This is a genomic window from Streptomyces sp. NPDC020742, assembly GCF_040641675.1.
Taxonomy (GTDB): domain Bacteria; phylum Actinomycetota; class Actinomycetes; order Streptomycetales; family Streptomycetaceae; genus Streptomyces.
The window spans coordinates 26,000-52,007 of the sequence record NZ_JBFAEA010000014.1 but is presented as its reverse complement, the minus strand read 5'-3'; the positions used below and the strand labels follow the sequence as shown (position 1 = coordinate 52,007).

At 71.1% G+C, this 26,008-nt stretch carries 19 protein-coding genes; 16 read left to right on the top strand and 3 right to left on the bottom strand.

Annotated features, from left to right (window positions below; genetic code table 11):
* The first annotated feature begins 145 nt into the window (after positions 1-145).
* The 9 genes from rimP to AB0G84_RS23030 all read left to right on the top strand — a co-directional run bounded on the left by rimP (position 146) and on the right by AB0G84_RS23030 (position 12,472).
* Positions 146-733, top strand: a complete 588-nt coding sequence (gene rimP / locus AB0G84_RS23070; protein ID WP_361323785.1) for a ribosome maturation factor RimP — start codon at positions 146-148, stop codon at positions 731-733.
* Positions 734-735: 2 nt separating this feature from the next.
* Entirely contained in the window at positions 736-1,737 is a 1,002-nt protein-coding gene (gene nusA / locus AB0G84_RS23065) for a transcription termination factor NusA (RefSeq protein ID WP_361323782.1), read from the top strand.
* 137 nt (positions 1,738-1,874) lie between these two features.
* Positions 1,875-2,153: a YlxR family protein gene (locus AB0G84_RS23060; RefSeq protein ID WP_361323780.1), complete on the top strand. Its 279-nt coding sequence runs from the start codon at positions 1,875-1,877 to the stop codon at positions 2,151-2,153.
* Between the two features lie 177 nt (positions 2,154-2,330).
* Complete coding sequence (gene infB / locus AB0G84_RS23055) at positions 2,331-5,438, top strand: translation initiation factor IF-2 (RefSeq protein ID WP_361323777.1); 3,108 nt, start codon at positions 2,331-2,333, stop codon at positions 5,436-5,438.
* Positions 5,439-5,645: 207 nt separating this feature from the next.
* Positions 5,646-5,939: a DUF503 domain-containing protein gene (locus tag AB0G84_RS23050; RefSeq protein WP_361323774.1), complete on the top strand. Its 294-nt coding sequence runs from the start codon at positions 5,646-5,648 to the stop codon at positions 5,937-5,939.
* A gap of 65 nt (positions 5,940-6,004) precedes the next feature.
* Positions 6,005-6,454: a 30S ribosome-binding factor RbfA gene (gene rbfA / locus AB0G84_RS23045; RefSeq protein ID WP_361323771.1), complete on the top strand. Its 450-nt coding sequence runs from the start codon at positions 6,005-6,007 to the stop codon at positions 6,452-6,454.
* Positions 6,451-7,434 (top strand): tRNA pseudouridine(55) synthase TruB, encoded by a 984-nt coding sequence (gene truB / locus AB0G84_RS23040; protein WP_361323768.1) that lies wholly within the window; start codon positions 6,451-6,453, stop codon positions 7,432-7,434. Before rbfA ends, truB begins: the two co-directional genes overlap by 4 nt.
* Before the next feature lie 231 nt (positions 7,435-7,665).
* Complete coding sequence (locus tag AB0G84_RS23035) at positions 7,666-11,358, top strand: hypothetical protein (protein WP_361323765.1); 3,693 nt, start codon at positions 7,666-7,668, stop codon at positions 11,356-11,358.
* Positions 11,359-11,524: 166 nt separating this feature from the next.
* Positions 11,525-12,472, top strand: coding sequence for a bifunctional riboflavin kinase/FAD synthetase (locus AB0G84_RS23030; protein WP_361323762.1), 948 nt, complete (start codon positions 11,525-11,527; stop codon positions 12,470-12,472).
* A 243-nt stretch (positions 12,473-12,715) separates the two neighbouring features.
* Here the strand turns inward: AB0G84_RS23030 and AB0G84_RS23025 are convergent, their stop codons facing one another.
* The 3 genes from AB0G84_RS23025 to eccE all read right to left on the bottom strand — a co-directional run bounded on the left by AB0G84_RS23025 (position 12,716) and on the right by eccE (position 18,097).
* Positions 12,716-15,616, bottom strand: a complete 2,901-nt coding sequence (locus AB0G84_RS23025; protein WP_361323759.1) for an SCO5717 family growth-regulating ATPase — start codon at positions 15,614-15,616, stop codon at positions 12,716-12,718.
* Between the two features lie 409 nt (positions 15,617-16,025).
* Positions 16,026-16,871: a hypothetical protein gene (locus tag AB0G84_RS23020; RefSeq protein WP_361323756.1), complete on the bottom strand. Its 846-nt coding sequence runs from the start codon at positions 16,869-16,871 to the stop codon at positions 16,026-16,028.
* The gene (gene eccE, locus AB0G84_RS23015; protein ID WP_361323754.1) at positions 16,871-18,097 is read right to left on the bottom strand and encodes a type VII secretion protein EccE; all 1,227 of its coding nucleotides are present in this window, start codon (positions 18,095-18,097) and stop codon (positions 16,871-16,873) included. Before eccE ends, AB0G84_RS23020 begins: the two co-directional genes overlap by 1 nt.
* Positions 18,098-18,443: 346 nt before the next feature.
* On the opposite strand from eccE, the gene AB0G84_RS23010 reads away from it, so the two are divergent.
* The 7 genes from AB0G84_RS23010 to mycP (AB0G84_RS22980) all read left to right on the top strand — a co-directional run bounded on the left by AB0G84_RS23010 (position 18,444) and on the right by mycP (AB0G84_RS22980) (position 25,907).
* Complete coding sequence (locus tag AB0G84_RS23010) at positions 18,444-20,063, top strand: type VII secretion protein EccB (RefSeq protein ID WP_361323751.1); 1,620 nt, start codon at positions 18,444-18,446, stop codon at positions 20,061-20,063.
* A gap of 343 nt (positions 20,064-20,406) precedes the next feature.
* Complete coding sequence (locus AB0G84_RS23005) at positions 20,407-20,730, top strand: WXG100 family type VII secretion target (protein WP_361323749.1); 324 nt, start codon at positions 20,407-20,409, stop codon at positions 20,728-20,730.
* Between the two features lie 122 nt (positions 20,731-20,852).
* Positions 20,853-21,146: a WXG100 family type VII secretion target gene (locus tag AB0G84_RS23000; protein WP_361323746.1), complete on the top strand. Its 294-nt coding sequence runs from the start codon at positions 20,853-20,855 to the stop codon at positions 21,144-21,146.
* A gap of 200 nt (positions 21,147-21,346) precedes the next feature.
* Positions 21,347-22,615, top strand: a complete 1,269-nt coding sequence (gene mycP, locus AB0G84_RS22995; protein ID WP_361323744.1) for a type VII secretion-associated serine protease mycosin — start codon at positions 21,347-21,349, stop codon at positions 22,613-22,615.
* Positions 22,608-22,937 (top strand): hypothetical protein, encoded by a 330-nt coding sequence (locus tag AB0G84_RS22990; protein ID WP_361323741.1) that lies wholly within the window; start codon positions 22,608-22,610, stop codon positions 22,935-22,937. The genes mycP (AB0G84_RS22995) and AB0G84_RS22990 overlap by 8 nt, the downstream gene beginning before the upstream one ends.
* Before the next feature lie 59 nt (positions 22,938-22,996).
* Positions 22,997-24,484: a hypothetical protein gene (locus AB0G84_RS22985; protein WP_361323739.1), complete on the top strand. Its 1,488-nt coding sequence runs from the start codon at positions 22,997-22,999 to the stop codon at positions 24,482-24,484.
* A gap of 88 nt (positions 24,485-24,572) precedes the next feature.
* A complete protein-coding gene (gene mycP, locus AB0G84_RS22980; RefSeq protein ID WP_361323736.1) occupies positions 24,573-25,907 on the top strand; it encodes a type VII secretion-associated serine protease mycosin in 1,335 nt (444 codons plus the stop codon).
* Positions 25,908-26,008 lie beyond the last annotated feature (101 nt).

Genomic DNA, 26,008 nt, shown 5'->3' with positions numbered 1-26,008 from the left:
CTTCCCGGGGTCTTCCGTAGTGATCACCGCAGGCGAGAGTATCCGTGACGACCCACCGAATCGTCAGTACCCCGCCGGAACAGATAGGCTTTGACCCGACACACGACCCACCCACAACAGCACACGCGGCCGAGGAGTCACCCGGATGAGCACCACCCAGAGCGAGAGGCTGCGCGGACTGCTTGAACCGCTCGTCGCCGCCCGAGACCTGGATCTGGAAGAGATCGAGGTGACACCGGCGGGAAAGCGGCGGGTGCTGAGGATCGTGGTCGATTCCGATGCGGGCGTCCAGCTGGACGAGTGTGCCGAGCTGAGCCGCGAGGTCTCCCAGGTCCTGGACGACTCCGACGCGATGGGCGGCGCGCCCTACACCCTTGAGGTGACCTCCCCGGGCGCCGACCGGCCGCTGACCGAGCTGCGGCACTACCGCCGCGCCGTCGGCCGCCTCATCAAGGCCCAACTGACCGCGCAGGCAGGCGCCGGAGAGCTGGTGGCCCGGATCACCGCCGTCGACGACGAGGGGCTCGACCTGGAGGTGCCGGGGGTCAAGGGTCGCAAGCCGACCGCCCGCCGGGTCTCCTTCGACGAGATCGCCAAGGCGCGCGTGGAGCTGGAGTTCAGCCGCAAGTCCGACAAGCGCGGTGCGCAGGACGCAGCGAAGATCGACGCTGACGACGAGGGCAACGAGATCAACGAGAACGACGAGAACGACGAGAACAAGGAGGAGGCGTAGCCGTGGACATCGACATGAGTGCCCTGCGGGGACTGGTGCGGGAGAAGGAGATCTCGTTCGACCTGCTGGTCGAAGCGATCGAGTCGGCCCTCCTCATCGCATACCACCGCACTGAAGGCAGCCGCCGGCGGGCGCGGGTGGAGCTGGACCGCAACACCGGTCATGTGACGGTGTGGGCGAAGGAGAACCCCGAGGACATCGAGGACCTGGAGGAGGGTGCCGAGCCGCGCGAGTTCGACGACACCCCCTCCGGCTTCGGCCGGATCGCGGCGACCACTGCCAAGCAGGTGATCCTGCAGAGGCTGCGGGACGCCGAGGAAGAGATCACCTTCGGCGAGTACGCCGGACGGGAGGGCGACGTCGTCACCGGCGTCGTCCAGCAGGGCAAGGACCCCAAGAACGTCCTGGTCGACATCGGCAAGCTGGAGGCCATCCTGCCGGTGCAGGAGCAGGTCCCCGGTGAGGACTACGCGCACGGCACCCGGCTGCGGTCGTACGTCGTCCGGGTGGTCAAGGGCGTCCGGGGGCCGTCCGTGACGCTGTCGCGGACGCACCCCAATCTGGTGAAGAAGCTCTTCGCCATGGAGGTGCCGGAGATCGCGGACGGGTCGGTGGAGATCTCCGCCATCGCCCGCGAGGCCGGCCACCGTACGAAGATCGCCGTGCGGTCCACCCGCTCGGGGCTCAACGCCAAGGGCGCCTGCATCGGCCCGATGGGCGGCCGGGTGCGGGCCGTGATGGCCGAGCTGCACGGCGAGAAGATCGACATCGTGGACTGGTCGGACGACCCGGCCGAGCTGGTGGCCAATGCGCTGTCGCCGGCCCGGGTGAGCAGGGTCGAGGTCGTGGACCTGGCGGCGCGCTCCGCCCGGGTCACCGTCCCCGATTACCAGCTGTCACTGGCCATCGGTAAGGAAGGGCAGAACGCCCGGCTCGCGGCGCGGCTCACGGGCTGGCGGATCGACATCCGTCCGGACACCGAGCAGCACGCACCGCAGGACTGAGATCACCCTTGGTAGTCGGCGTGCGCCGCGGTCCCGAGAAAATCGGTGGTGCCGCGGCGCTCCGTCAGGAATTCTGAGCAGCGCTCCGGCCTTTACCCCATCGGGATCGGGTCGGTGCGGGGAGGTAGACTTAAGCAGTGTCTGGCCGGACGCATGCCCGCGCATGCCCTGAGCGTACGTGTCTGGGATGCCGGGAGCGGACGGCCAAGGGCGATTTGCTGCGCATCGTGGAGAACGAGGGTGAGTGCGCCCCCGATCCTCGCGGTACGCTGCCCGGCCGGGGTGCTTATGTGCACCCGACACTGGTCTGCCTCGACCTGGCGGTTCGCCGCCGGGCGTTCCCCCGCGCCTTTCGGGGCCGGGGACCGTTCGATGCGACGGCCTTGCGCCGGTTCCTCGAACGGGGCGCTGGTTGAAGCCGCCCATGGCAACAACGCACAGCACGAATGCACAGCGCACGGAAAACCGTGCGGTCAGGTACCTCGCGAGTCGGAAGTAGGTCGAGATTGCGATGAGCACTCGATGAGTACGCGATGAGTACGCCCATGAAGTAGCGACGGTCCGGTGGACACCCCGGACCTAGAAGGAGCGAAGTGGCTAAGGTCCGGGTATACGAACTCGCCAAGGAGTTCGGCGTTGAGAGCAAGGTCGTCATGGCCAAGCTCCAAGAACTTGGTGAATTCGTCCGTTCGGCGTCCTCGACGATCGAGGCGCCGGTTGTTCGCAAGTTGACCGACGCTTTCCAGGCTGGCAGCGGTAACGGCCGCGCCGCCGGTAAGCCCGCGGCGCCGCGCAAGTCGGCCCCCGCGAAGCCGTCGGCGCCCTCCCCGGCGCAGGCGGCACGTCCTGCTGCCCCGAAGCCGGGCGCCCCCAAGCCGGGTCCCGCGGCTCCGGCCCCTGCGGCTCCGGCCCCCGCGGCCGCCGCCGAGGCGCCGCAGGCTCCCGCAGCCCCCAAGAGCACTCCCGCCGCCGGCCCCACCCCGGGCCCGCGCCCCACCCCGGCGCGCCCCGCGGCACCCAAGCCTGCTCCGGCCGCCCCCGCGCAGCCCGAGTTCCAGGCCCCGCCGGCCGCGCCCGCCGGCCCGTCGGCGCCCCGCCCCGGCGCCACCCCCGGTCCGCGCCCGGCCCGTCCGGCGCCCGGTTCCGGTCAGGGTGGCCAGGGCCGCGGTGGCGCCCCGCGCCCCGGCGGCGAGCGTCCCGGCCCCCGTCCCGGCGGACGTTCCTCCGGTCCCCGTCCGGGCAACAACCCCTTCACCTCCGGCGGCTCGACGGGCATGGCCCGTCCGCAGGCGCCCCGCCCCGGTGGCGCCCCGCGCCCCGGTGGCCAGGGCGGTCCCGGCGGTCCGCGTCCGCAGGGCGGCGGCCAGGGCGGCCCCCGTCCCCAGGGCCAGGGCGGCGCGCGTCCGACCCCCGGTGGGATGCCTCGTCCGCAGGGTGCCGCTCCCGGCGCCGGTGCCGGCGGCCCGCGTCCCGGTGGCGGCGGTAACCGTCCGAACCCGGGCATGATGCCGCAGCGTCCGGCTGCCGGCCCGCGTCCGGGCCCCGGTGGCGGCGGTCGCGGTCCCGGTGGTGCCGGTCGTCCCGGTGGCGGCGGTCGTCCCGGCGGCGGCGGTGGCTTCGCCGGTCGTCCCGGTGGCGGCGGTGGCGGTCGTCCGGGTGGCGGCGGCGGTTTCGCCGGTCGTCCCGGTGGCGGCGGCCCCGGTGGCGGTGGCGGCGGCTTCGGCGGTCGTCCCGGCTTCGGCGGTCGTCCCGGTGGCCCCGGTGGCCGTGGTGGCACGCAGGGTGCGTTCGGCCGTCCCGGCGGTCCGGCGCGTCGTGGCCGCAAGTCGAAGCGGCAGAGGCGTCAGGAGTACGAGGCCATGCAGGCCCCGTCGGTCGGCGGCATCATGCTGCCGCGCGGCAACGGCGCGACGGTTCGCCTGTCGCGTGGTGCCTCGCTGACGGACTTCGCCGAGAAGATCAACGCCAACCCGGCGTCGCTGGTCCAGGTCATGCTGAACCTGGGCGAGATGGTCACCGCGACCCAGTCGGTCTCCGACGAGACCCTCCAGCTGCTCGCCGACGAGATGAACTACGTCGTCGAGATCGTCAGCCCGGAGGAGGAGGACCGCGAGCTGCTCGAGTCCTTCGACATCGACTTCGGTGAGAACGAGGGCGGCGAGGAGATGCTCGTCGCGCGTCCGCCGGTGGTGACCGTCATGGGTCACGTCGACCACGGTAAGACCCGACTGCTCGACGCCATCCGCAAGACCAACGTCATCGCGGGCGAGGCCGGCGGCATCACCCAGCACATCGGTGCCTACCAGGTTGCGACCGAGGTCAACGAGGAAGAGCGGCGCATCACCTTCATCGACACCCCGGGTCACGAGGCGTTCACCGCCATGCGTGCCCGTGGTGCCAAGTCGACCGACATCGCGATCCTCGTGGTGGCGGCCAACGACGGTGTGATGCCGCAGACGATCGAGGCCCTGAACCACGCCAAGGCGGCCGACGTGCCGATCGTGGTCGCGGTCAACAAGATCGACGTCGAGGGCGCCGACCCGACCAAGGTGCGCGGTCAGCTGACCGAGTACGGCCTGGTGGCCGAGGAGTACGGCGGCGACACCATGTTCGTCGACATCTCCGCCAAGCAGGGCGAGAACATCGAGTCCCTGCTGGAGGCCGTGGTCCTCACCGCGGACGCCGCGCTCGACCTGCGGGCCAACGCCGAGCAGGACGCGCAGGGTATTGCGATCGAGGCCCACCTCGACCGCGGCCGCGGCGCCGTGGCCACCGTGCTCGTCCAGCGCGGTACCCTCCGCGTCGGTGACACGATGGTCGCCGGTGACGCGTACGGCCGCGTCCGTGCGATGTTCGACGACAAGGGCAACAACGTCGAGGAAGCGGGTCCGTCGACCCCCGTCCTGGTCCTGGGTCTGACCAACGTCCCGGGCGCCGGCGACAACTTCCTGGTCGTCGACGAGGACCGTACGGCCCGTCAGATCGCCGAGAAGCGCGCGGCCCGCGAGCGCAACGCCGCCTTCGCCAAGCGCACCCGCCGGGTGTCCCTGGAGGACCTGGACAAGGTGCTCAAGGCCGGCGAGGTCCAGCAGCTCAACCTCATCATCAAGGGTGACGCTTCTGGTTCCGTCGAGGCGCTGGAGTCCTCGCTGCTCCAGCTCGACGTCGGCGAAGAGGTCGACATCCGGGTGCTGCACCGTGGCGTCGGTGCGGTCACCGAGACGGACATCAACCTGGCGTCCGGCTCCGACGCGATCGTCATCGGCTTCAACGTGCGGGCCGAGGGCCGCGCCACGCAGATGGCCGAGCGCGAGGGCGTCGACGTCCGGTACTACTCGGTCATCTACCAGGCGATCGAGGAGATCGAGGCGGCCCTCAAGGGCATGCTCAAGCCGGAGTACGAAGAGGTCGAGCTCGGTACGGCGGAGATCCGCGAGGTCTTCAAGTCGTCCAAGCTGGGCAACATCGCGGGTGTTCTCATCCGCTCCGGCGAGGTCAAGCGGAACACCAAGGCCCGCCTCATCCGCGACGGCAAGGTGGTCGCGGAGAACCTCAACATCGACGGTCTGCGTCGCTTCAAGGACGACGTCACCGAGATCCGCGAAGGCTTCGAGGGCGGTATCAACCTCGGGAACTTCAACGACATCAAGGTCGACGACGTCATCGCGACCTACGAGATGCGGGAGAAGCCGCGCGGCTGATTCCGCGGGGATCTCGATCCGCCCGTCGCCCGGCCGCCAGGGATGGTGGCCGGGCAACGGGCGGGCGACTCACCGGGGCCGGTCGGCGGAGCGGAAACTCCGTCGATCGGCCCCGGCCGTTGCGTGTACGGTTCGAAATGACACGACGCCCCCGGCCCTGCCGGGCGGTGCCCCCAAGTGCCCCACGGGTGGCTTGACCCGTCATGCATGTACGTAGGGACGCTGTCCTTCGACCTGCTTCTCGGCGACGTACGGTCGCTGAAGGAGAAGCGCTCCGTCGTCCGCCCGATCGTCGCCGAGCTGCACCGCAAATTCGCGGTGAGCGCCGCGGAGGTCGGGGACCAGGACCTGCACCGTAGGGCCCGCATAGGCCTGGCGGTGGTCTCCGGGGACGCCGGGCACCTCACCGATGTCATGGACCGCTGCGAGCGCCTGGTCGCCGCACGGCCCGAAGTGGAGCTGCTGTCGGTACACCGACGGCTGCACGGCGACGACGACTGACCCGATGACGGGGCACGGCGCCGCCGGCGGAAGCACAATTGTGGAAGAAAGAAGGAGACGGACCAGTGGCCGACAATGCGCGGGCGAAGAAGCTGGCGGACCTCATCCGGGAGGTGGTCGCCCAGAAGCTGCAGCGCGGCATCAAGGACCCGCGGCTCGGCTCGCACGTGACCATCACGGACACCCGGGTCACCGGTGACCTTCGGGAGGCTACGGTCTTCTACACGGTCTACGGCGACGACGAGGAGCGCGCCAGCGCAGCCGCCGGGCTGGAGAGCGCCAAGGGCATCCTGCGCTCCGCGGTCGGCGCCGCCGCCGGCACCAAGTTCACGCCGACCCTGACGTTCGTGGCGGACGCCCTGCCGGAGAACGCCAGGACCATCGAGGACCTCCTCGACAAGGCGCGGGCCTCGGACGCCAAGGTGCGCGAGGCCTCCTCGGGCGCCCAGTACGCCGGCGGGGCCGACCCGTACCGCAAGCCCGACGAGGACGACGAGGGCACCGCGGCAGAATGAAGCGTCAGAGCAACAAGCCGGCCGAGGGGGGCGAGCGCGCAGCGCTTTCCGGCAAGGGCGGTGGTGGGCGACGGGCGGGCCTCGTCATCGTCGACAAGCCGTCCGGCTTCACTTCGCACGATGTGGTGGCGAAGATGCGCGGTATGGCCCGTACCCGCCGGGTCGGGCACGCCGGCACCCTCGACCCGATGGCCACCGGTGTCCTCGTCCTCGGTCTGGAGCGGGCCACCAAGCTGCTCGGCCACCTCGCGCTGACCGAGAAGGAGTACGTCGGCACGGTACGGCTCGGGCAGACCACGGTCACCGATGACGCCGAGGGCGAGATCACCGGGTCCACGGCGGCACACGGCCTGGCCCGGGAGGACATCGACGCCGGTATCGCACAGCTGACCGGCGCGATCATGCAGATCCCGTCCAAGGTCAGCGCCATCAAGATCGACGGCAAGCGGTCCTATGCGCGGGTCCGTGAGGGCGAGGACGTGGAGATCCCGGCCCGGCCGGTCACCGTCTCCTCGTTCGTGCTGCACTCGGCGCACGAGACCGAGGCCGAGGACGGCACCCCGGTGACCGACCTGCTGGTCTCCGTCGAGTGCTCGTCGGGTACGTACATCCGTGCCCTGGCCCGCGACCTGGGCGCCGGGCTCGGCGTCGGCGGCCATCTGACCGCGCTGCGCCGCACCCGCGTCGGCCCGTACAAGCTGGACCGGGCGCGCACGCTGGAGCAGTTGCAGGCCGCGGTCGACGACGCCGAGGGCGGTGGGCTCCCGGTCATGCCGATCGGGGAGGCAGCCGAGGCGGCGTTCACCCGCTGGGACGTCACCGAGGCGCAGACCAGGCTGCTGCTGAACGGCGCGCGGATCCCCATGCCGCGCTTCGAGGGCGACGGGCCGGTCGCGGCCTTCGGGCCGGACGGCCGCTTCCTGGCACTGGTGGAGAACCAGGGCGGCAAGGCGAAGAGCCTGGCGGTCTTCGCGGTCTAGCCGGGAACGCTGGTGGAACGCGGGCCGCTCCGGTAGGAACGGCGCCGGCCCGCGCTCCACCATCCCCCTCCGACTGCTCTCTATCCAGCCTGCCTGCGGCTTTCACTCGTTCGGTGAGGCGCTCGGAGTGAAAGCGAGGCGCGGACGGGGGCGCTTTCCGCGCAGGCGTTGGAGGGACGATCACCGCCTGCTTACCGTTCGGGGGACGGGACAGGCGGGGAGGAATCGGCCATGGCGTTGCGGGATGCCGACGCGGACGTGGCGCTGGTGCGCATCCGCGATCTGGCGGGGCGGACCCGTGGAACGGGGTTCCTCGCGGACCACGACGGCACGGTCGTCACCAGCCACCAGGCGGTCGACGGGCCGGAGCCCCTGGTGGTGCAGCCCCTGGTGCAGTCCCTGTCCGCAGGCGCGGACGCCGCTGCCTGGACCCGCCCGGTGGAGCCCGGCGCCGTCACCCCCCTCCCCGAGGCCGGGCTCGCCCTCGTACGGACCGAGGCGCTGCGGCCGCACGGCCTGGTGCCGCTGCCCATCACGGCCGGCCGTCCGGCCGCCGGCACCCGTGCACGGCTCTGGGCGGGCGGCTGGCTGGACGGCACCGTCGTCGGACCGGTCTCCGGCGTGACCTACACGGCGACCGACCGGGTCCACCGCCTCGACGAGACGCTGGAACTCGGCCTGTGCGCGGGCGGCCGGGAGGCGCTGCGGCTGGGCGGCCCCGCGGTCGGCGGGCCGGTCCTGGACGCCGGCACCGGCGCGGTCCTGGGCGTCCTGGGCGCCGCACTGCACAGCGGACGCCGGGCGGGCGGCTACGCCCTCCCGCTGCGCGCGCTCGCCGAGGCCGCGCCCGGGGGCCCGCTCGCCGCACTCCTGGCGCGCAACGCAGCCACGGTTCCCGCGTACGGCAGCGAACTCAACCCGGCCGGCGCCCTGCGGCTGGCCGCCCGCACCGCGGACCCGGCAAGCCAGCCGCCGCAGAGCCCGCGGCCGGTCGAACGCCCGGACCTGGCCGAGGAGTTGGACCGCTTCGCGGATGGTGAGGGCACGGCCGGAGCGGTGGTGCTGGGGCTGGTCGGGGCTCCGGGGACGGGGCGCAGCACGGAGCTGGCGCAGCTGGCCGCGCGCCGCGCCGCGGGCCCGGTGCCGGCGCCGACCGTCCACCTCCGCGGCGCCGCACTGCGGGCCGACGACGACGGCCTGCGCACCGCGGTCGGGCGCGCGCTGCACGGCGCGGGCCGGGCCCTCGCCGCGGCGGGCCGTACCGCCGGCGACCCGGCGGACCTCGCCCCCGACGCGGTGGCCCGGCTCACCGCCGCGGCTCCGCGCCCCGTGCTGGTCCTCCTGGACGGCCCCGAGGAGATGCCGGCGGAGCTGGGCCGGTGGGACCGGCTGGCCGCCTGGGCAGCCGCCACCGCCGACTGGCTGCGCACCACCGGCGTCCGGCTCGTGCTGGCCTGCCGCCCGGAGTACTGGGAGCGGGCCGGTGCGCTCTTCCCGCCCGGGTTGCTGCACCCGCCCCACGCCCCGCGGCCCGGGCTGCCGCCGTGCCTGGGCATCGGCGACCTGCCCAGCGGCGCGGCGGAGCGGGCCCGGGGCCGCTACCGGCTCCCGCCGGGCGCCCCGGCCGGGCCGGACGCCCGCCATCCGCTCGCGCTGCGCCTGCTCGCGGAGGTCCGCGACGCGCTGCACGAGGGCACCGCCGGCGGGCGCGGCCCGCACCGCCCGGGCGGTATCGGCACCCCGGACCGCCACCAGATCCTCGACGCCTACCTGGACCTGGTCTGTCTGCGGATCGCCCGGCGGATCGCCGACGGGTACCGGCCCCCGCCGCGCGGCACCGCCGTACGCCGGCTCGCCGCCCAGGTCGCCGGACAGGTCCACGAGGCGGCCCGCCGCTGCCTGGCATCCGCGCCCGGCACCCTGGACCGGGCGTCCTTCGACGAGATCTTCCCGCGCGGTCCGGGCTGGGCCGCCGCGGTGCTCGCCGAGCGGCTGCTGGTGCCGGCGGGCCCCGGATACCGCTTCGCGCACGAGGAGTTGGCCGAGTGGCTCCAGGGCGCGCACATCGACCTCGACCGGCTGCCGGTCCCCGGCGGGCACCGCACCGGCCCCGCCGTCCAGGGGCTGCTCCGGCTCGCCCGGCGGGAGGGGTCGGTCCAACTCGCCTTCCGGCTGGCGGAGTTGGTGCCGATGGCCACCGCCCCCGCGCCCGGCCCGTCGCTCGCACCGGCCGAGGACGGTCGGCGGTGGGCCGCCCAACTGCTGGCCGGTGTGCTGCTCACGGTGCCCGACGCCGGGCCGTACGCCGGCGTGCTGCGGCTGCTCGCCGACCGGATCACCGAACGGTCGTTGCGGGCGGGCGGGTTCGCGCACACCGGCCTGGAGGCGTTCGGGCCGTGGTTCTGGGAGCGGCTGGCCCTGGGCGAGGCGGACCGGACGGACCTGCTGCGCCGCCTGCTGCCGGCCGACGGCCCGCCGTCCGGGACCCGGCAGCCGCAGCCCGTGGCCCCCCGGGCCGCTCGCCACGCCTTCGCCGCGCCACCGCGGGTCCGCGTCCACCCGGCCCCCGGCGAGGCAGCCGACGCGGCGTACGCGGCGGACGCCCCCGAACCCGCGACGGCCCACCCGGCGCGCTTCCTCGACGCCGCGGCCGCACTGCTGCGCACCGCCCCCGAGCGGATCCAGCCCCTGCTCTGCGCCTGGTTCGACGACACCCGGCCGCTGCAGCGCCGCACCGGTCCGGGAGCCGACCCGGACCCCGGCCCGGTGCCCCGGGAGGTCACCGTCGCGACCGCCGCGCAGGCGCTGCTGCACACCCACCGCCGCCCGGCGCTCGACCAACTCACCGAGGCCCTGGTGGCGGCCGCCCACCCCAAGGGTGACGAGCTGCTGGGGGCGCTCGCCGAGGACGAGCCGTCGGCACTCTGCCGCGCCGTGGACCGCTGGGCGCACGACGAACGCCCCGAGCGCCGGCTCGCCGCCGTCTCCTACGGCCTGCGGGTCGCCCCGCACACCACCACGCCGACCCACCGCGCCCTGTTGCGCCAGGGTGCCCTCCGTCTGCTCTCCCGGGCCGACGACGAGGCTCACCACGGCTCCGCCCTCGCCCTGCTGATCGGCGACCCCGCCAGCCGCCCCCGCTTCCTGGACCGGGCGCTGGCCCGCTTCGTCGCCGGCGACCCCCAGCTGCCGCCGACCGCCTTCGCGGGCGCCCTCGCCGACCACCCCGACACCGTGCTGGCCGCCTTCCGGGCCCGGCTGATCGGCAATGAGGGCCCGCCGGTCGCCGGCCCGCTGCTGCGGCTGCTCGCCGGCCTGGACGCACCCGAGGCCGCCGCCCGCGCCGCCGCGCTCGTCCGCGCCTACGCCGGGCACTGCCCGGAGCGGGCCGCCCGCCCGGTGGCCACATTCCTCGCCCACCGCCTGGAGCGCGGCCCGGCCGCCCGCGCCGCGCTCCGCCCGCTCGCCCTGGAGCTGCTGACCGGCTACCCCACGCCGGTCCGCAGCGCCCTGGCGGCCGTCCTCGCCGAGCCCGGCTCCGCCGCCGCGGCGCCGCTGCGCCGCGAGCTGCTGGAGGTGCTGCTGGCGCGGGAGACGTGGTACGCGGACACCGCGCCGCACGCCGCCGCAGCGGGAGCCGGCCGTGACACCCGGGTCCTGGAGGCGCTGCTGCGGGCCGCGGCCGACGGCGCCGGGCACCGCCCCGAGGAGCGCACCCGCGAACTGGTGCACCGCACCGCGCTGCTGCTCGTCCGCACACCCGAGGGCGCGGCCTTCCTGGACCGGCAGCTGCAGGAGCTGGAGTGCCGGGCGCCCGGCTTCGTCCGGCGGGTAGCGCAGTGGGCCGATGCCGCGCCGGGGGAGTGGGCAGTCGTGGTGGGGCCCCGTGCCCGGGCGGCGCTCGCGGGGGCGTCGCGGGGCTGAGGACCGGTGGTGCGCCGGTGTCCGGACCGCCGCCGGCGGAGATCCACCAAAGGGCCCCTGAGCCCCCCTTCGCGCGAAGCACCACCCGGGGCATGGCAGTCTTAGACCTGCGCCATGCCGACGTGGCGCAGTGGACTGACAAGAGTTCGGGCGAGGAGCGGGCACAGTGCAGCGCTGGCGTGGCTTGGAGGACATCCCCGAGGGCTGGGGGCGCAGCGTCGTCACCATCGGCTCGTACGACGGAGTGCACCGCGGCCACCAACTGATCATCGGCAAGGCCGTGGAGCGCGCCCGTGAGCTGGGCATCCCGGCCGTGGTCGTCACCTTCGACCCGCACCCGAGCGAGGTCGTCCGGCCCGGTACCCACCCGCCGCTGCTGGCGCCGCACCACCGGCGTGCGGAGCTGATGGCCGAGCTGGGCGTGGACGCGGTGCTGGTCCTGCCGTTCACCGACGAGTTCTCGAAGCTGTCACCGGCCGACTTCGTGGTCAAGGCGCTGGTCGACAAGCTGCATGCCAAGGTCGTGGTCGAGGGCCCCAACTTCCGTTTCGGGCACAAGGCGGCCGGCAACGTCGAGGCGCTCGCCGACCTCGGGACCACCTACGACTACACCGTGGAGGTCGTCGACCTCTACGAGCGCGGTGCGGCGGGCGGCGGCGAGCCGTTCTCCTCTACGCTCGCCCGCCGGCTGGTCGCCGAGGGCGATGTGGCCGGCGCGAGCGAGGTCCTCGGGCGCCCGCACCGCGTCGAGGGCGTCGTCGTGCGCGGCGCCCAGCGCGGCCGCGAACTGGGCTTCCCGACGGCCAATGTGGAGACCCTGCCGCACACCGCGATCCCCGCCGACGGCGTCTACGCGGGCCTGCTGCAGGTCGAGGGGGAGGCGATGCCGGCGGCCGTCTCGGTCGGCACCAACCCGCAGTTCGACGGCAAGGTGCGCACGGTCGAGGCGTACGCGATCGACCGCGTCGGGCTGGACCTGTACGGCCTGCACGTCGGGGTGGACTTCCTGGCCTACATCCGCGGCCAGGAGAAGTTCGCCACCCTCGACGCACTGCTGGAGCGGATGGCGGTCGATGTGAAGCTGGCCCGGGGGCTGATCGCGGCCGCGGAGTGAGCACCGGCCCCGGCGGCGGGGGAGTTCCCCCGTCGCTCGCTCCCCACGCGGCCGATTCCAGGGCGTGTTGGGTCGGGAGCGGGTGACTCGTCCGCGCATCTGGCGCGGTCCGCCGCGGCGGCGGGGACGCGGAGACACGGGAACGGCGATACGGGTCGGGGCCCGGCACTGATCAAGTGCCGGGCCCCGACCCGTACTACGTCCCGTACGGCGCGCGCCCGTACGCCGCGCGTCGTACCGGCCTCACTGCGGAGGCGGCTGCTGCTGCCAGCCAGGCGCCAGGCCCGGCTGCTCCGGCCGGGGAGCGTCCGGAGCGGGCTGTTGCTGCTGCCAGTGGGCCGGTGGCTGGGCGGGCTGCTGGGTCCAGCCGCCCTGCTGCGGCGGGTAGCCGGCCGGCGGCTGGCCTTGCTGGCCCTGCTGGCCCTGCTGTTGCGGCTGCTGCGGCTGCTGGGCCTGGTGCGGTGCCTGGCCGCCCTGCTGCTGGGCGTACTGCTGCTGGGCGTACGGGTCGCCGCCCATCTGCGCTTGCGGGTACATGCCCTGCGCCTGCTGGGTCCGCGCGAAGTCCTCGGCCACCAGGGCGGAGAGGTTGAAGTACGCCTCGCGGGTCTTGGGCCGCATCATGTCGAGGTCGACCTCGGCACCGGCGGCGAGGTGCTCGTCGAAGGGGACGACCACCACACCCCGGCAGCGGGTCTCGAAGTGCGACACGATGTCATCGATCTTGATCATCTTGCCGGTCTCGCGGACACCGGAGATGACCGTGATACCGCGCTGCACCAGGTCGGCGTAGCCGTGTGCGGAGAGCCAGTCCAGGGTGGTGCTGGCGCTGCTCGCACCGTCCACGGACGGTGTGGAGATGATGATCAACTGGTCGGCGAGGTCGAGCACTCCGCGCATCGCGCTGTAGAGCAGACCGGTACCCGAGTCGGTGAGGATGATCGGGTACTGCTTGCCGAGGATGTCGATCGCCCGCCGGTAGTCGTCGTCGTTGAAGGTCGTCGAGACGGCCGGGTCGACGTCGTTGGCGAGGATCTCCAGGCCCGAGGGGGCCTGCGAGGTGAACCGCCGGATGTCCATGTAGCTGTGCAGGTGCGGGATGGCCTGCACCAGGTCACGGATCGTGGCACCGGTCTCGCGGCGCACCCGTCGGCCGAGCGTGCCGGCGTCCGGGTTGGCGTCGATCGCGAGGATCTTGTCCTGCCGCTCGGAGGCGAGCGTGGAGCCCAGTGCGGTGGTCGTGGTGGTCTTGCCGACACCGCCCTTGAGGCTGATCACCGCGATCCGGTAGCAGGACATCACCGGCGTACGGATCAGCTCCAGCTTGCGCTGCCGCTCCTCCTGCTCCTTCTTCGCGCCCAGCTTGAACTTCGACGGCTGCGCATTGGCGCCGGGCTTGCGCTTCTTGGGCTGGTTGCGCAGCAGCCGGTCGGAGGTCAGCTCGACGGCGGCGCTGTAGCCGAGCGGGGCACCCGGAGCCGCCCGCTGCTGCGACTGCTGCTGGCCCGGCTGGGAGTACGAGGCGTAGTTCGCCGCCGCGTTGGGGTCGGCGGCCTGCTGCCCGGGCAGGGGCTGGTACTGCTGGGGTTGCTGCGCCTGTTGGGCCTGTTGGGCCTGCTGCGCCTGTTGGGCTTGCGGAGCGTGTTGGGCTTGCTGTTGCGCTGCCTGGGCGGCTTGGGCCTGCTGCTGTGCTGCCTGGGCCTGCTGCTGTGCCTGAGCTGCCTGTGCGTGCTGAGCCTGTTGGGCCTGCTGCTGTGCCTGGGCCGCCTGTGCATGCTGTGCCTGGGCCGCCGCTGCCTGCTGGGCCGCATGCTGCTGGTAGTTGTGCTGGGCCTGCTGCCCCTGCTGCGGGTAGCCCTGCTGAGCGGTCTGCGGGTAGCCGTAAGCAGGCTGCGGTGCACCCGCGTTGGGGTACTGCTGCGGCTGCTGCTGGCCCTGGTGGGGGTAGCCGTATCCGGGCTGCGGGTAGCCGTACCCCGGCTGCTGCTGTCCGGGAACCGCCTGCTGCTGTTGCTGATAGGGCTGCTGCTGCGGCTGGGCCTGCGGGTAGCCGGCCTGCTGGGGCTGCTGCTGGGCCGGCACCTGCTGCTGACCGGCCTGCTGCGCCTGCTGCTGGGGCTGGGCCTGCGGGTAGCCGGCTTGCTGGGGCTGACCGGCCTGCGGTTGCTGACCGGCTTGCGGCTGCTGGCCGGCCTGCTGCTGCGCCTGGGCCGTCCGCGGGTCGGCGGGCTGGAACTCCGGTGGCAGCGGCGGCAGTCCGCCCTGTCCCGGCACACCCTGCTGCTGGCCCTCCGCCGCTGCGCCCCACGGAGCGCCCTGCTGCGGAACACCCTGCTGTGCCACGCCCTGCTGCGGCATGCCCTGTTGGGCGGTCGCCTGCGGCATGGGCTGCGCGGCGCCCTGCTGCGGCACACCGTGCGGCTGCTGCTGGCCCTGGGCGTCCGTCACGGGCTGCGCGGGCGGAGCGGTGGCCTCGGGGGCCGGCTGGACCGGCGGAGCGGCCTGAGGGGCCGGTGCGGAGTCCGCTGCGGGCGCACCGGAAGTGACGTCCTCCGGCTGCGGCGCCGGGGTGGCCGGGGCGGCCTCCGGCTCGGCGGCCGCCGTTGCCGTGGCTGTCGTCGTGGCCGGTTCCGCGTCGTCATCGTCGTCGTCCCAGAGGGACGCCGAGGGGTCGGTGCCCGTGCCGGAGCGCCTGTTGCCGCCGTCGGAGGCGTCGTTCGAGGCCGGAGCGGTCTCCGGCTCCGTGGAAGCCTCCGGTGCGGCCAGGGGAGCGGTGGCGGCCGGCTCCGCGCCGTCCGCGTTCTGCGGGCGCAGCGTCGGGAACCCGGGGGGCGCGGCCTCCACGGGCGTCGGGGCGGCCGGCGCACCCTGCTGCGGAATTCCGGGGACCGGTGCGTCCGGAGCGGGGCCCGTCGGCTGGCCGATGGCCGGCCCCGGGGGCTGCGCCGCGGCGGGCGGTGTGGTCGGCGAGGACGCAGGAGGAGCCGCGGGGGAGGCGGCGGCACCGGCGCCCCCGCTGGTGTCGTTGCTCGCGTACCAGGCCGGCGCCGCAAAATCGACCTTGAACTCGCCGGTCAGGTCGAACTCGGACTGGTCGTCGTCAGGATCGTTTCCGTCCGGACGGAAAGCCTCCTGCTCGTTCACTGTGCCTCCTGGTGTACTGCAACGCACCTGAACGGCAGGACCGGATACAGGCGGATCGTTCGGGTGAAGCGGAAGTCGAAACACGCCACCCCGGTTTGCGCCAACACTAACTGTCTCCATCCCCGTGTCGACTGCCGTCGTGCCGTGCTCCTGCGGCTGTCCCGCACAGCCTAGTCAAGGGTCCCACCAAAACGGCAGTCGGTGTCATGTCGTCTTCAGGCCCCTTTGGCACGCCTGGGGCGTTTCCTTCGGATCCTGGTGTGCTCGCGGGGTCCGCGACGATCCGAAGAAGAGGCGAGAGGGAAACGCCCTAAGGGCGCATCCGAGGATGCGCCCCATGAGGTGTGCCCACGGCCGGCCGCGTACGCAGTGCGCCGGCACTCCGCGGGCAACCGGCCCGCAACGCCGGTCAGTCCATACGGCGCGGCCCGCCGAGCAGATTGGTCTCCGCTTCCGTGGGCTGGGTCATCACGAACTGGTGACCACCGTCACGGCGGCACCACAGCATCGCGTTGTCGCTGAGCGTCGGCAGCACCGCACCGACCTGCTCCGGCAGCCGCATGATGCGCGTCACCACCTCCGCCTCCTCGGGCGAGAGCCGCTGCAGCCCGACCAGATCGGCCCGGCCGAGCATCTGCGGAGACCGAGGCCCGAGGAACGGCAGCACGGTCAGCACCGACTGCCAGGGGCTGGGGGCGAGCTGATTGCGCGGCGGGCGTGCGCCCATGTCCCGTATGACCAGCACCGGGCTGGAAACCGAGGGCCCCTGCGGCGCGATCTGGCGCACGTCGTGGACCGACACGCACTGCTGGCCGCCGCCCGCGCTCTGGGCCATCTGCCCCCAGGCCGGCGGGCGCGCGGTCTCGACCGCGACCCGCGCGCCGGTGGCAACCGTGCGCAGCGCCAGCACCTGGGCCATCCACATGCTGCCGACCAGCACGACCTCGAGCGGCGTGGGCCGCAACAGGCTGAGCACGGCGGGCTGGTTCTGCGGGTCGATGCCGATGACCACGCCGTCGTCACCGACCGGCAGGGTCAGCGCGGCCAGCGATTCGGCGGTGAGGATGTGCGGGCTGCGCCGCGGACCGCGCAGGCCGTAACCGGGCCTCGGCTTGGGGGCGTTGGAACCCGAGTCCTCCTGGTCCGGTCGGGGCTGGTGCGAGACCCGGTTGCCGCCGCCGGGGCCGGCGAGCGGGGGGTTGCGCCAGCCGTTTCCGCTGGTGTTGACGCGGGGCTGATAGGTGGGAGAGGCCATCAGCGGGTACCTCCGAGGGGGAGCGTGGCCAGCAGGCCGGGCAGCTGCTCGCGGTCGAGTCGGACCAATCCGACCTTCACGGAACCGGAACGGCGCTCCAACTCGTTCTGCACGGCGGAGAGTTCATTCTCGCTCCGGGTGGACAGGCGCACGTAGCCCGAGATGGCCGGAGCCCGGCCGCTGCCGTGCGTGGCGGTCAGCGCGAAGGTGCTGGCCATCGCCCTGGTGCTGGTGAGCAGCTGGGTGATGGCCGCCAGCGGCGCACCGCCCTCGCCCAGCTGGGGCCACCGGCCGATCCAGTACGTGGAGTGCCAGCGGTCGTCGCACCGCATCGCCCGGGTCGTCTCCTGGGTGCGCCGGGCCGCCCGGCCGTCGCGCCCCATGGCCCCGCTGGCCGCCCGCGGGCTGACGCATACCGCGGTACCGATCGAGGCCACGACCTCACGCTCGTTGAGGACCCTGGCGCGGACGCCGTGCGCGGTCAGCCGGCTGACCAACTGGTCGGCGGCGCGCAGCAGGGAGCGCTTGGCGCCGTCCAGCCCGCCGCCGCGGGCCTCGATGGCCTCCGAGCACAGCTCCGGGTCGAGCTTGAGGGCGATCCAGGTCAGCTGGAGCGCCGGGGTCTGCGACTGGGCCTGCAGCGGGGCGTACGAACGGGCCGCGACGGCCTGTTCGGGCAGGTGCGGCGCCGGCGCGGGCTGGGTGTACTGCACGAACTGCACCGACTCCAGGTGGATGTCCTCGATGTCGAGGGCGGTGTGCAGCAGCTCCAACGGCAGCATGTGGCTGCCGCGGGGCGGCCGGAGCGGTTCGTCCCGCGCATCCACCTGCACGATGGCGGTCAGGAACGTGCCGTCGCCGACGAAGCCGATGGCGCGCTGGTCGGACTCGGTGGCGTACTCATAGGTGCGCAGCGCCGGTTCGCACTCCACGACGGGGGCGAAGGCCGGGTCAACGCCCTGGGTGGCGGAGAGCGCGGAGCTGCTCTCCTTGTTGCGGCGCTTCATCGCGCGCACGGTCGTGATCCACTCCGGCAGCGGGACCCGGCGTCGCCGGCCGAGCGCGAAGACGACGAGCACGACCGCCACCACGATCGCGGCGGTCAGCGCGGCGGGGTGGATCGACCAGCCCACCAGTACCAGCGCAGCGGCGAGTTCGATGATGGCCAGCTGCTGAACGCGCACCCCGCCGATCGTTCCGGCCTGCTGGCGCAGCCGCGGTGCCACCGGACCGGCCGGGCGGGCCGCGGAACTCCGGCCGCCATTTTCTCTGTTGCCCGGAGCTGTACCGTTTTGGTCAGCATTTCCCGCATATTGCGGTGCAGCGGACGGCTGTTGCTGCTGTTGCCGCCCATTGCGGCGTCGAGCCCTGGTGGCGCTGGACATCCCCCGGCCTGCTCCTCTACTGGTGATGTGGGCCTCTAGGCGTAGCGATCGCCGCTGAGACTGGTGCGTTGGAAGGTGGCACCCGTACCGTACGGGGCGATCGACACACGGCATAGTAGAGGGCGCTACGGCGTGAGTGCCGGGGGCGGTTCGATGTGGATCCAACAGGCGGGGAGAGAAAGCAACAATGGCATCACGTCGGGACGAGCTGAATGCGTATTCGTTCGCTCGAAAGCGCACGAATGCGGCATTTCTGAAGCCGCTGCCGAACGGTTCGATCGAGAGCGCCCCGAAGCCGCTGAAAGCGGTGGTGCCGAGTATCGTGATGAGCGTCCTGGTGATGGTGGGATTCGGTGCCTACGGAATTCTCAGTCCAGTTGCACCGGAGGGGTGGGACACCGTGGGGGCGCATGTCCTCGTCGGCGATGTATCCACGACCCGTTATGTCGTCCTGTCCAACGGGCACAAGCAGAAACTGCTGCACCCGGTCCTGAATCTCGCCTCGGCCCGGCTCCTTCTCGACCCCGACAAGTTCGAGGTCGTCAAGGTCAAGGAAGCCGAGCTGGACGACAAGCTGCCGCACGGTCCCGCGCTCGGCATCCCCTATGCACCCGACCGACTGCCCAACCGCAAGGTTGCGGACAAGCCCAAGGTCTGGGCGGTGTGCAACCGTCCCGGCAGCGGCACCAACAGCAAGCCCCAGCAGGCCGTGTTCGTCCTGGACGGCAAGGACAAGCAGGTCGTTGACGACAACAAGCGCCGGGTCGACCTGCACCAGGCGCTGTACGTCCAGGACGAGCAGGGCAAGAGGTGGCTGGTCGACCACCATGGCCTGGCCTTCCCCTTCGACTCGTCCTTCGGCGGTTGGAGGTCGCCCCAGGGCAAGGCCGCTGGAGACGACACGCTGCGCCGCATCGTCTTCGGTTCCGCCGAGCCGCAGGAGGTGACCGAGCAGTTCATGAACACCCTCATCAAGAGCCGCGTTCCGATCACCCTGCCCCAGGTGCCGGGCGTGGGCGAGACGACGTCGAGCGCCGAGGTGCCCGCGGCGGCCAAGAAGGTCGGATCGCTGCTGGAGGACAGTGACGGACAGAAGTTCGTCGTGATGAAGGACGGCGTCGAAGAGGTCTCCAACTTCGTCGCCAACCTCCTTGCGCAGGGCCCGCAGAACGCGGGCAAGCTGAAGCAGGACGGCACGGAGCTGAAGCCCGTATCGGTCGCCACGGGCCGGGTGCACCCCAAGCCGGACGAGGCCAACCACCCGCTGAAGTTCTGGGGGAAGATCCAGGGCTACGACCTGCCGTGGCCGGATGACGACATCAGCGCAGCGAACAACTTCGGACACGGGCCCCAGGACGGCGGACTGTCCACCGCCACGGGCGGCGTCTCCTGCAGCGTCTACAAGGGCACCAACACCAAGTACCCCGGCGCCGCCCAGCTCGGCTACCCGAACGGCGTCCCCGACATGCAGACCTGGGTCGGCAAGGACTACCCGGCCAAGATCGCCCCGGGCTCCACCTCGTACGTCACCCCGGGCAGCGGCCTGCTCTACCGGCAGGTCTCCACGTCGTCCTCGAACACCGGCAGCCTCTTCCTGGTCACCGACACCGGTCTGCGCTACTCGGTTCCGGAGAACAACGACGGTGGCGACAAGGCCGGCAAGGCGGACCAGGAAGTCGGCCAGGCCCAGGCGCGCCTCGGCTACAAGGACAGCCACCCGCCGCTGATGCTGAAGGCGTGGTCGGAGCTGCTCTCCGCGGGTCCGTCGCTCGACGTCAAGAGCGCCCAGAAGCCCCAGGCTTCCTGATCTGGTGCGCCGAGGTCGTACCGGTCGCCCACGAGGTGGCCGGTACGACCTCGTTCGTTCGGCACCGAATGAAGCTTTCGCGGGCCTTTATGCCTGAGGCTACTTTTGAATTCTGACCGATAGCGCCACATCTGCCCGAATTCCCTGAACGCTGCGTGAACGGCGTTTCCTCAAGGGGGAGTTGGCTATGTTGTGATCCCGTCACAACGGTCGCCCCCTTGTTGGGGGCGGGCGGGCGGAGTGGGTAAAGTGGTCCAGGGCGTCAGCAGGAGATGCCTGCCACGCAAGCCGGCTAGCCGGCATGGCGCGGAACAACGTACGAGTCTCATGGGGGACGTTGACTATGGCTGGTCAGCAGTACACAACCACCGAGGAGGAGATGGTCGCGTTCAGCGGCAAGATCTCCTCGGTCAATCAGTCGATCCAGGGCGAGATCTCCCGCCTGAATACGGTTGTCGACACCATCACCTCTGGCTGGAAGGGTGCTGCGGCCAGCTCGTACAACCAGCTCCAGTCCAAGGTGAACGAAGACGCTACCCGGATCAATCAGCTTCTGGCTGAGATCAAGGAAGCGATCGACCAGACCACCAAGAACTACTCCGCCTCCGAGGACGAGCAGGCGCAGTCGATCTCGCACATCTCCGCCTCGGCTTCCCCGTTCGGATGATGGGGCCGCGTCGCTGACCGCGGCGCACGGCCCAGTCGCCGCATTGCGGGCCCGTCGGCCATTGTCGTCGGCCCGCTGCGGCATGTGAATCGACCTCGCTCATCAACTCCTGAGGAGACACCATGTCAGGCCAGATCCTCGTCAATTTCGCGACGATCCAGCAGGCCAGCTCCGACGTGCGTCAGACGGCCAACAACATCCGTCAGCAGCTCGACGACCTCGAGGCCGGCGTCAAGAAGATCGCCGCCACCTGGGAAGGTGCGGCGCAGGAGGGCTACCAGGCCCGCCAGCGCGAGTGGGACCAGCGCGCCGCCTCCCTGCACTCCACGCTGGAGGCCATCGCCAAGGCTCTGGACACCGCGGCCCAGAACTACCAGTCCACCGAGCACAAGAACGCCGGCATCTGGGCGGGCTGACCAAGCGTCAGAAATGCTACGGATGGCGATCGGCTGAGCAGCCCCCACGGCTCGCACAGTGGTCAATGAGGGCGAGCGCGCTGCATCAGTGCGCTCGCCCTTCTGCCGTCCACACCGCTTTGCCCCTCGTTCTTCCGCATTTCCTCCCCCCTCCCTCCCCTCGCCCCGCACCTTCGCCACACATGGAGAGCAGACAACCCGTGGGATCTCGCGCCATTGGTCATCGAGCCGGGCACCGTCGCCGTGCGGCGGGTGCGCTGGTTACGACGGCGTGCATCGTCGGCCTGTCGGGCACCGCGGCCGCGCCGGCGGTCGCGGCCGAGAACGTGCCGCTCCAGAGCGGTGAGTGCAAATTCGGCACCGACTACATCAAAGAGACCCCCTGGTCGCTGCAGCGCCTGCTGACCAGTCAGCTCTGGCCCCACGGTCAGCAGGGCCAGGGCATCAGGGTCGCCGTGATCGACACCGGAATCGACGCGGGCAACGAGCAGCTCAAGCCGGCGATCGGCAGCGGCGGCGCGACCCTCATCAAGGACGGCAAGGCGACCGACGACAAGGTCGGCCACGGCACCAAGGTCGCGGGCATCATCGCCGCCCAGCGCATTTCCCGATCCGGCTTCTACGGAATCGCCCCCCAGGCCAAGGTCATCCCGTTCCAGCAGACGTCGCAGGAGAAGGCCGGCGATTCCAAGACGCTCGCAGCCGCCATCAACAAGGCCGTTGACGCGGATGTGCAGATCATCAACATCTCCCAGGGCACCGATGCCAGCCCTTCCCGGCTGTTCCCCCTCGAGGCGGCGATCGCCAAGGCGAATCGGCAGGGCGTTCTCATCGTCGCCTCTGCCGGTAACGGAGGGGCCGACGGCGGCGAGAAGAACATGTACCCCGCCGCCTACTCGGAGAAATACCCCAATGTGATGGCGGTGGCCGCCTCGGACCGCAACAACGAGCGCGCGCCCTTCTCGCAGTCCGGCAAGTTCGTGAACATCGCTGCCCCCGGTGTCGAGATGGTCTCCACGGTCCCCGACGGCGGTAACTGCGTGGACCAGGGCACCAGCTTCGCAGCGCCGTACGCGGCCGGAGCCGCCGCCCTGCTCAAGGCCAAGCACCCGAACTGGAAGCCGCAGCAGCTCATCTGGCACCTCGAACAGACCGCAGAGCGGGTCAAGAGGGGCCGGGACGACTTTATCGGCTGGGGCGTCGTGGATCCGGTCGCCGCCCTCAACGACGACACCATGCCCACGAAGCCGCCGCAGCCCGACAAGCCCTCCGTTGCCGACGGCTCCGACATCCGTCCGGTCGCCATCACGCTCGGGGAAAGCCCCGAGGAGCGGCGTGCTCGGATCTCCATCTACATTGTTGCCGGCGGAATTCTCGCCGTCGGTACGGTGGTCGGCTGCTCGGTCGCACTCCGTGACTGGCGGCGGAAGACTGGTCTCAATTCACACGGGGAGTCAATCCATGGCTGAGCAATATCGGGTAGACCTGAGTGCTCTCGAGGACACCATCAGGAAGCTCAACGGCATCCTGAAGGACCTCGGGAACGCGAACGCCGACACCCGGTACAAGACCTCGCTGCCGGCAAGCGCCCTGGGCGCCGACGCTCCGGGCGCATCGTTCCTCGAGGCCCGGAAGCTGACCAACGCCCACACGGACATGAAGCGCCACATCGAGGAGATCGTTCAGCATCTCCACGACGTCACGGACGAGTTCGGTACCAAGACGCGCAAGGTGCACGGCAACTACCAGAACCAGGAAGCCGAGACGGCCACGAACATGTCGGGTAGCTGACATGGAGTCGGTCATTCGGGAGCTTGAGGTCAGCATGGAGAGTAGAGGGGGAGCGAACCATGGGCGGTAAGGCCGAGTACGAGTATGAGTACATGCCGGCGACGATTTGCGAGAGCGCCGAGCATGAAACGAACTTCGCCGAGATGGACATGGACACCATGCAGCACATGGTGAAAGCGTCCAACCCGACCGAGGTCCACAACGTGGCACGGGGCTGGAGCGACGTACACACCCAGCTCGTGGGTGGTAGCGGCGGTGGGGTCAAGGGTGCATTCGATGCCGCGGTGAACGAGGTGCTTCAGCACTGGCACGGCGACTCGGCAGACAAGTTCAAGGAACAAGCGAACAAGATCAGCAAGAAGATTTATGACGGTGCCCAGTACGCCGATTACACCTCGAAGGCGATGAAGAGCGCCGCGACCATCCTCGAGCAGCTCAAGCCCGAGATCGAGTCGATGGAGAAGCCCAGTGGGGGCAACAGCTTCGTCAACTGGGTCGAGGACGGCGGTAGCCGGGATGCTTCAGGTTTGAAGAACGACCTGAAGAGCGGGCATGTGAGCACGCAGGAGGCGCTGGACCGGAATGCGGACAGCCTGTCCGCGGGTAAAGAGCAGCAGCTGCGCATGGCCGTGAAGATGGAGCAGCTTGGGGCGGCCTACGCGTCTCAGGCTAAGGCGATGGGCACGTGGAAGACACGGGTACGCCGGGATGACTCCAGCGACTATCCGGGCCCGCCCGGAGGTGACCCGCCGCCGGCGATCGCGATGCCGATGCCGTCGGGGTCGTCCGGGACGCACAAGGTGGGGTCCCCGTCCATCGCAGGCATGGGCAAGGGGCCAGGTTCCTCTGCCGGAGGGATCAAAGCACCGAAGACGCCGGGAATCAGCGGTGGTATTGGCTGCCCTCAGCCCGCCAAGGGATCGTTCACTCCGGGCGTGAACACCGGACTTGACGGCTTCAACCCGCCCGGTGGCGGCGCCGGTGGTGTGGGCGGTGGCGCCGGCGGTGGGCTGAACGGCGCCGGTGGTGGTATCGGCGCCGGCATCGGTGGTGGCGCCGGTGGCTCCGGAGCCCTGGGCGGCAGCAGTGGCATGGGGCCCGGTGGAGCGGCCGGCGGCATGATCGGCGGCGGAGCCGCCGGTGCCGGTGGGGCAGGCGCCGGTGCAGGTGCCCGTGGGGGCGGCCGTGCCGGTATGCCCGGAATGGCCGGCGCCGCGGGAGCCAAGGGCGGAGGCGCCAAGGGCGCCGGTACTGCCGGCCGTGGCGGGGCGTTGGCTCGCCAGAAGGGCGGTGTCATCGGCTCGGGCGGAGGCAAGGCCGGAAGTGCCGGACAGGGTGGTTCCGGTCTGCACCGCAGCCGCGGTGGAGCCCAGGCGGGTGCCGGTTCCGGTGGTCGTCGTCCTGCCGGTATGCCAGGTGCGCACGGCGTGCACGGTTCCAAGGGTAAGGACAAAAAGGGGCAGAACGGCGAGCGCCCCGACTACCTGGTGGAGGACGAGGAGACCTGGGCGTCGGAGCGTAACGTTGCCCCGAAGGTCGTTGAGTAGGAACCTGTCGTCAGCAATTCGGCAGTAACAAGACGGGGCCCGAGGCGTTAGGACTGAGGGCCCCGTCCTGTTAGGAGAGGTGTACAGCATGAGCTTCACGCGGACGCTGCGTGCGGTCGGCGGCGCGGTTGTGGCGGGAGCGCTGCTCTTCGGCATCGCGCCGGTTGCATCGGCAGACCAGATTAGAGATGCGCAATGGCCTCTGAAGGCGTTCAAGGCCGATGAGATCTGGAAGATTTCTACGGGAAAGGGTGTCACCGTCGCAGTCATCGACGACGGGGTGCAGTCCCAACACCCGGACCTGAAGGGCAACGTCCTGCCAGGAAAGGATTTCATCGACGGAGGCTCTGCGGAACCTGAAGGTACCGATACTCACGGTACGTCGATGGCTTCAGAAATTGCAGGTCATGGACACGGGCCGGGTGGTTCGGCTGGCGTTAAGGGCCTGGCGCCCGATGCGAAGATCTTGCCGCTACGCGACAAAGGCCTCGACGCAGATGGTTTTGCCCAATCCATCCGATATGCGGTGGACAAGGGGGCGTCCGTCATCAACATCTCGCAGGGCGGCAGTTCCTCGGAGCAGGAGCCTGAAGCCATTGCGTATGCCTTGAAGCACAATGTTCTGATCGTGGCGGCTGCCGGGAATGAAGGTAAGGGACCTGAGGCTATTCAGTATCCTGGTAGCTATCCTGGCGTTTTGACGGTGGGTGGAGTTCAGAACACCGGAGAAGTCTGGTCCGGTTCGAACTACGGTCCCCCGGTGCTGCTCACCGCGCCCGCTGTTGACATTGTATCCGCAGGTGACAGCGGAACATCCAAGTATCAGAAAGGCACTGGTACTTCCGACTCTGCAGCTTTGGTCTCCGGTGCCGCAGCGTTGCTGCGGTCAAAGTTCCCCAACCTCTCCGTGGGACAGCTTGTCAACCGCCTGACGAAGTCCGCCGGCCTCCCCGCCTCCGAGAAGGGGATTTCGCTCCCCGACCAGAAGTACGGCTACGGCTTCATCCAGCCGCTCGCTGCGCTCGAGCGTGACATCCCCGCCGGTCCGAAGAACGGTCCGCTGAAGATGCCGAAGGCCTCCTCCTCGCCGTCGGCGGAGAATCCGGCTGCCTCTGCGGGCTCCGGCGGATCGTCGCAGGCCGTGGAGAAGCCGGGTTGGAGCCCGTTGTTCATCGCCATGCTCGTCGGCGTGGTGGTCGTGATCGTCGGGATCATCGTCGGCATTGTGATGGCCGTGCGGCGTAAGAACCGGCGCAACGGTCCGCCGCCGGGCGGCCCCGGTGGCTTCGGTGGTCCGGGGGGACCTGGTGGGCCCGGGGGCTTTGTGCCACACCCGCCGAACCCGAACAACCCCTACCAGCAGCAGCCCAGCGGGCCCGGTGGGTATCCGCCGGCGCCGCCCACGCAGCCGCCGGGACGGTAGCCGCCGCCAGAGAGCCGCAGCGAGCGCAGGGAAAAAGACGAAGAGGTGTTGGGGCCCACAGTCAGCAGACTGTGGGCCCCAAGGTTTTGCGCAGGAGGCGG

Excerpts from the sequence above, each read along its gene's own strand:
- rimP (WP_361323785.1), top strand. The coding sequence starts at position 146 with ATGAGCACCACCCAGAGCGAGAGGCTGCGCGGACTGCTTGAACCGCTC.
- AB0G84_RS23050 (WP_361323774.1), top strand. The coding sequence starts at position 5,646 with ATGTACGTAGGGACGCTGTCCTTCGACCTGCTTCTCGGCGACGTACGG.
- truB (WP_361323768.1), top strand. The coding sequence starts at position 6,451 with ATGAAGCGTCAGAGCAACAAGCCGGCCGAGGGGGGCGAGCGCGCAGCG.
- AB0G84_RS23035 (WP_361323765.1), top strand. The coding sequence starts at position 7,666 with ATGGCGTTGCGGGATGCCGACGCGGACGTGGCGCTGGTGCGCATCCGC.
- AB0G84_RS23020 (WP_361323756.1), bottom strand. The coding sequence starts at position 16,871 with ATGGCCTCTCCCACCTATCAGCCCCGCGTCAACACCAGCGGAAACGGC.
- AB0G84_RS23010 (WP_361323751.1), top strand. The coding sequence starts at position 18,444 with ATGGCATCACGTCGGGACGAGCTGAATGCGTATTCGTTCGCTCGAAAG.
- AB0G84_RS23005 (WP_361323749.1), top strand. The coding sequence starts at position 20,407 with ATGGCTGGTCAGCAGTACACAACCACCGAGGAGGAGATGGTCGCGTTC.
- AB0G84_RS23000 (WP_361323746.1), top strand. The coding sequence starts at position 20,853 with ATGTCAGGCCAGATCCTCGTCAATTTCGCGACGATCCAGCAGGCCAGC.
- AB0G84_RS22990 (WP_361323741.1), top strand. The coding sequence starts at position 22,608 with ATGGCTGAGCAATATCGGGTAGACCTGAGTGCTCTCGAGGACACCATC.
- AB0G84_RS22985 (WP_361323739.1), top strand. The coding sequence starts at position 22,997 with ATGGGCGGTAAGGCCGAGTACGAGTATGAGTACATGCCGGCGACGATT.
- mycP (WP_361323736.1), top strand. The coding sequence starts at position 24,573 with ATGAGCTTCACGCGGACGCTGCGTGCGGTCGGCGGCGCGGTTGTGGCG.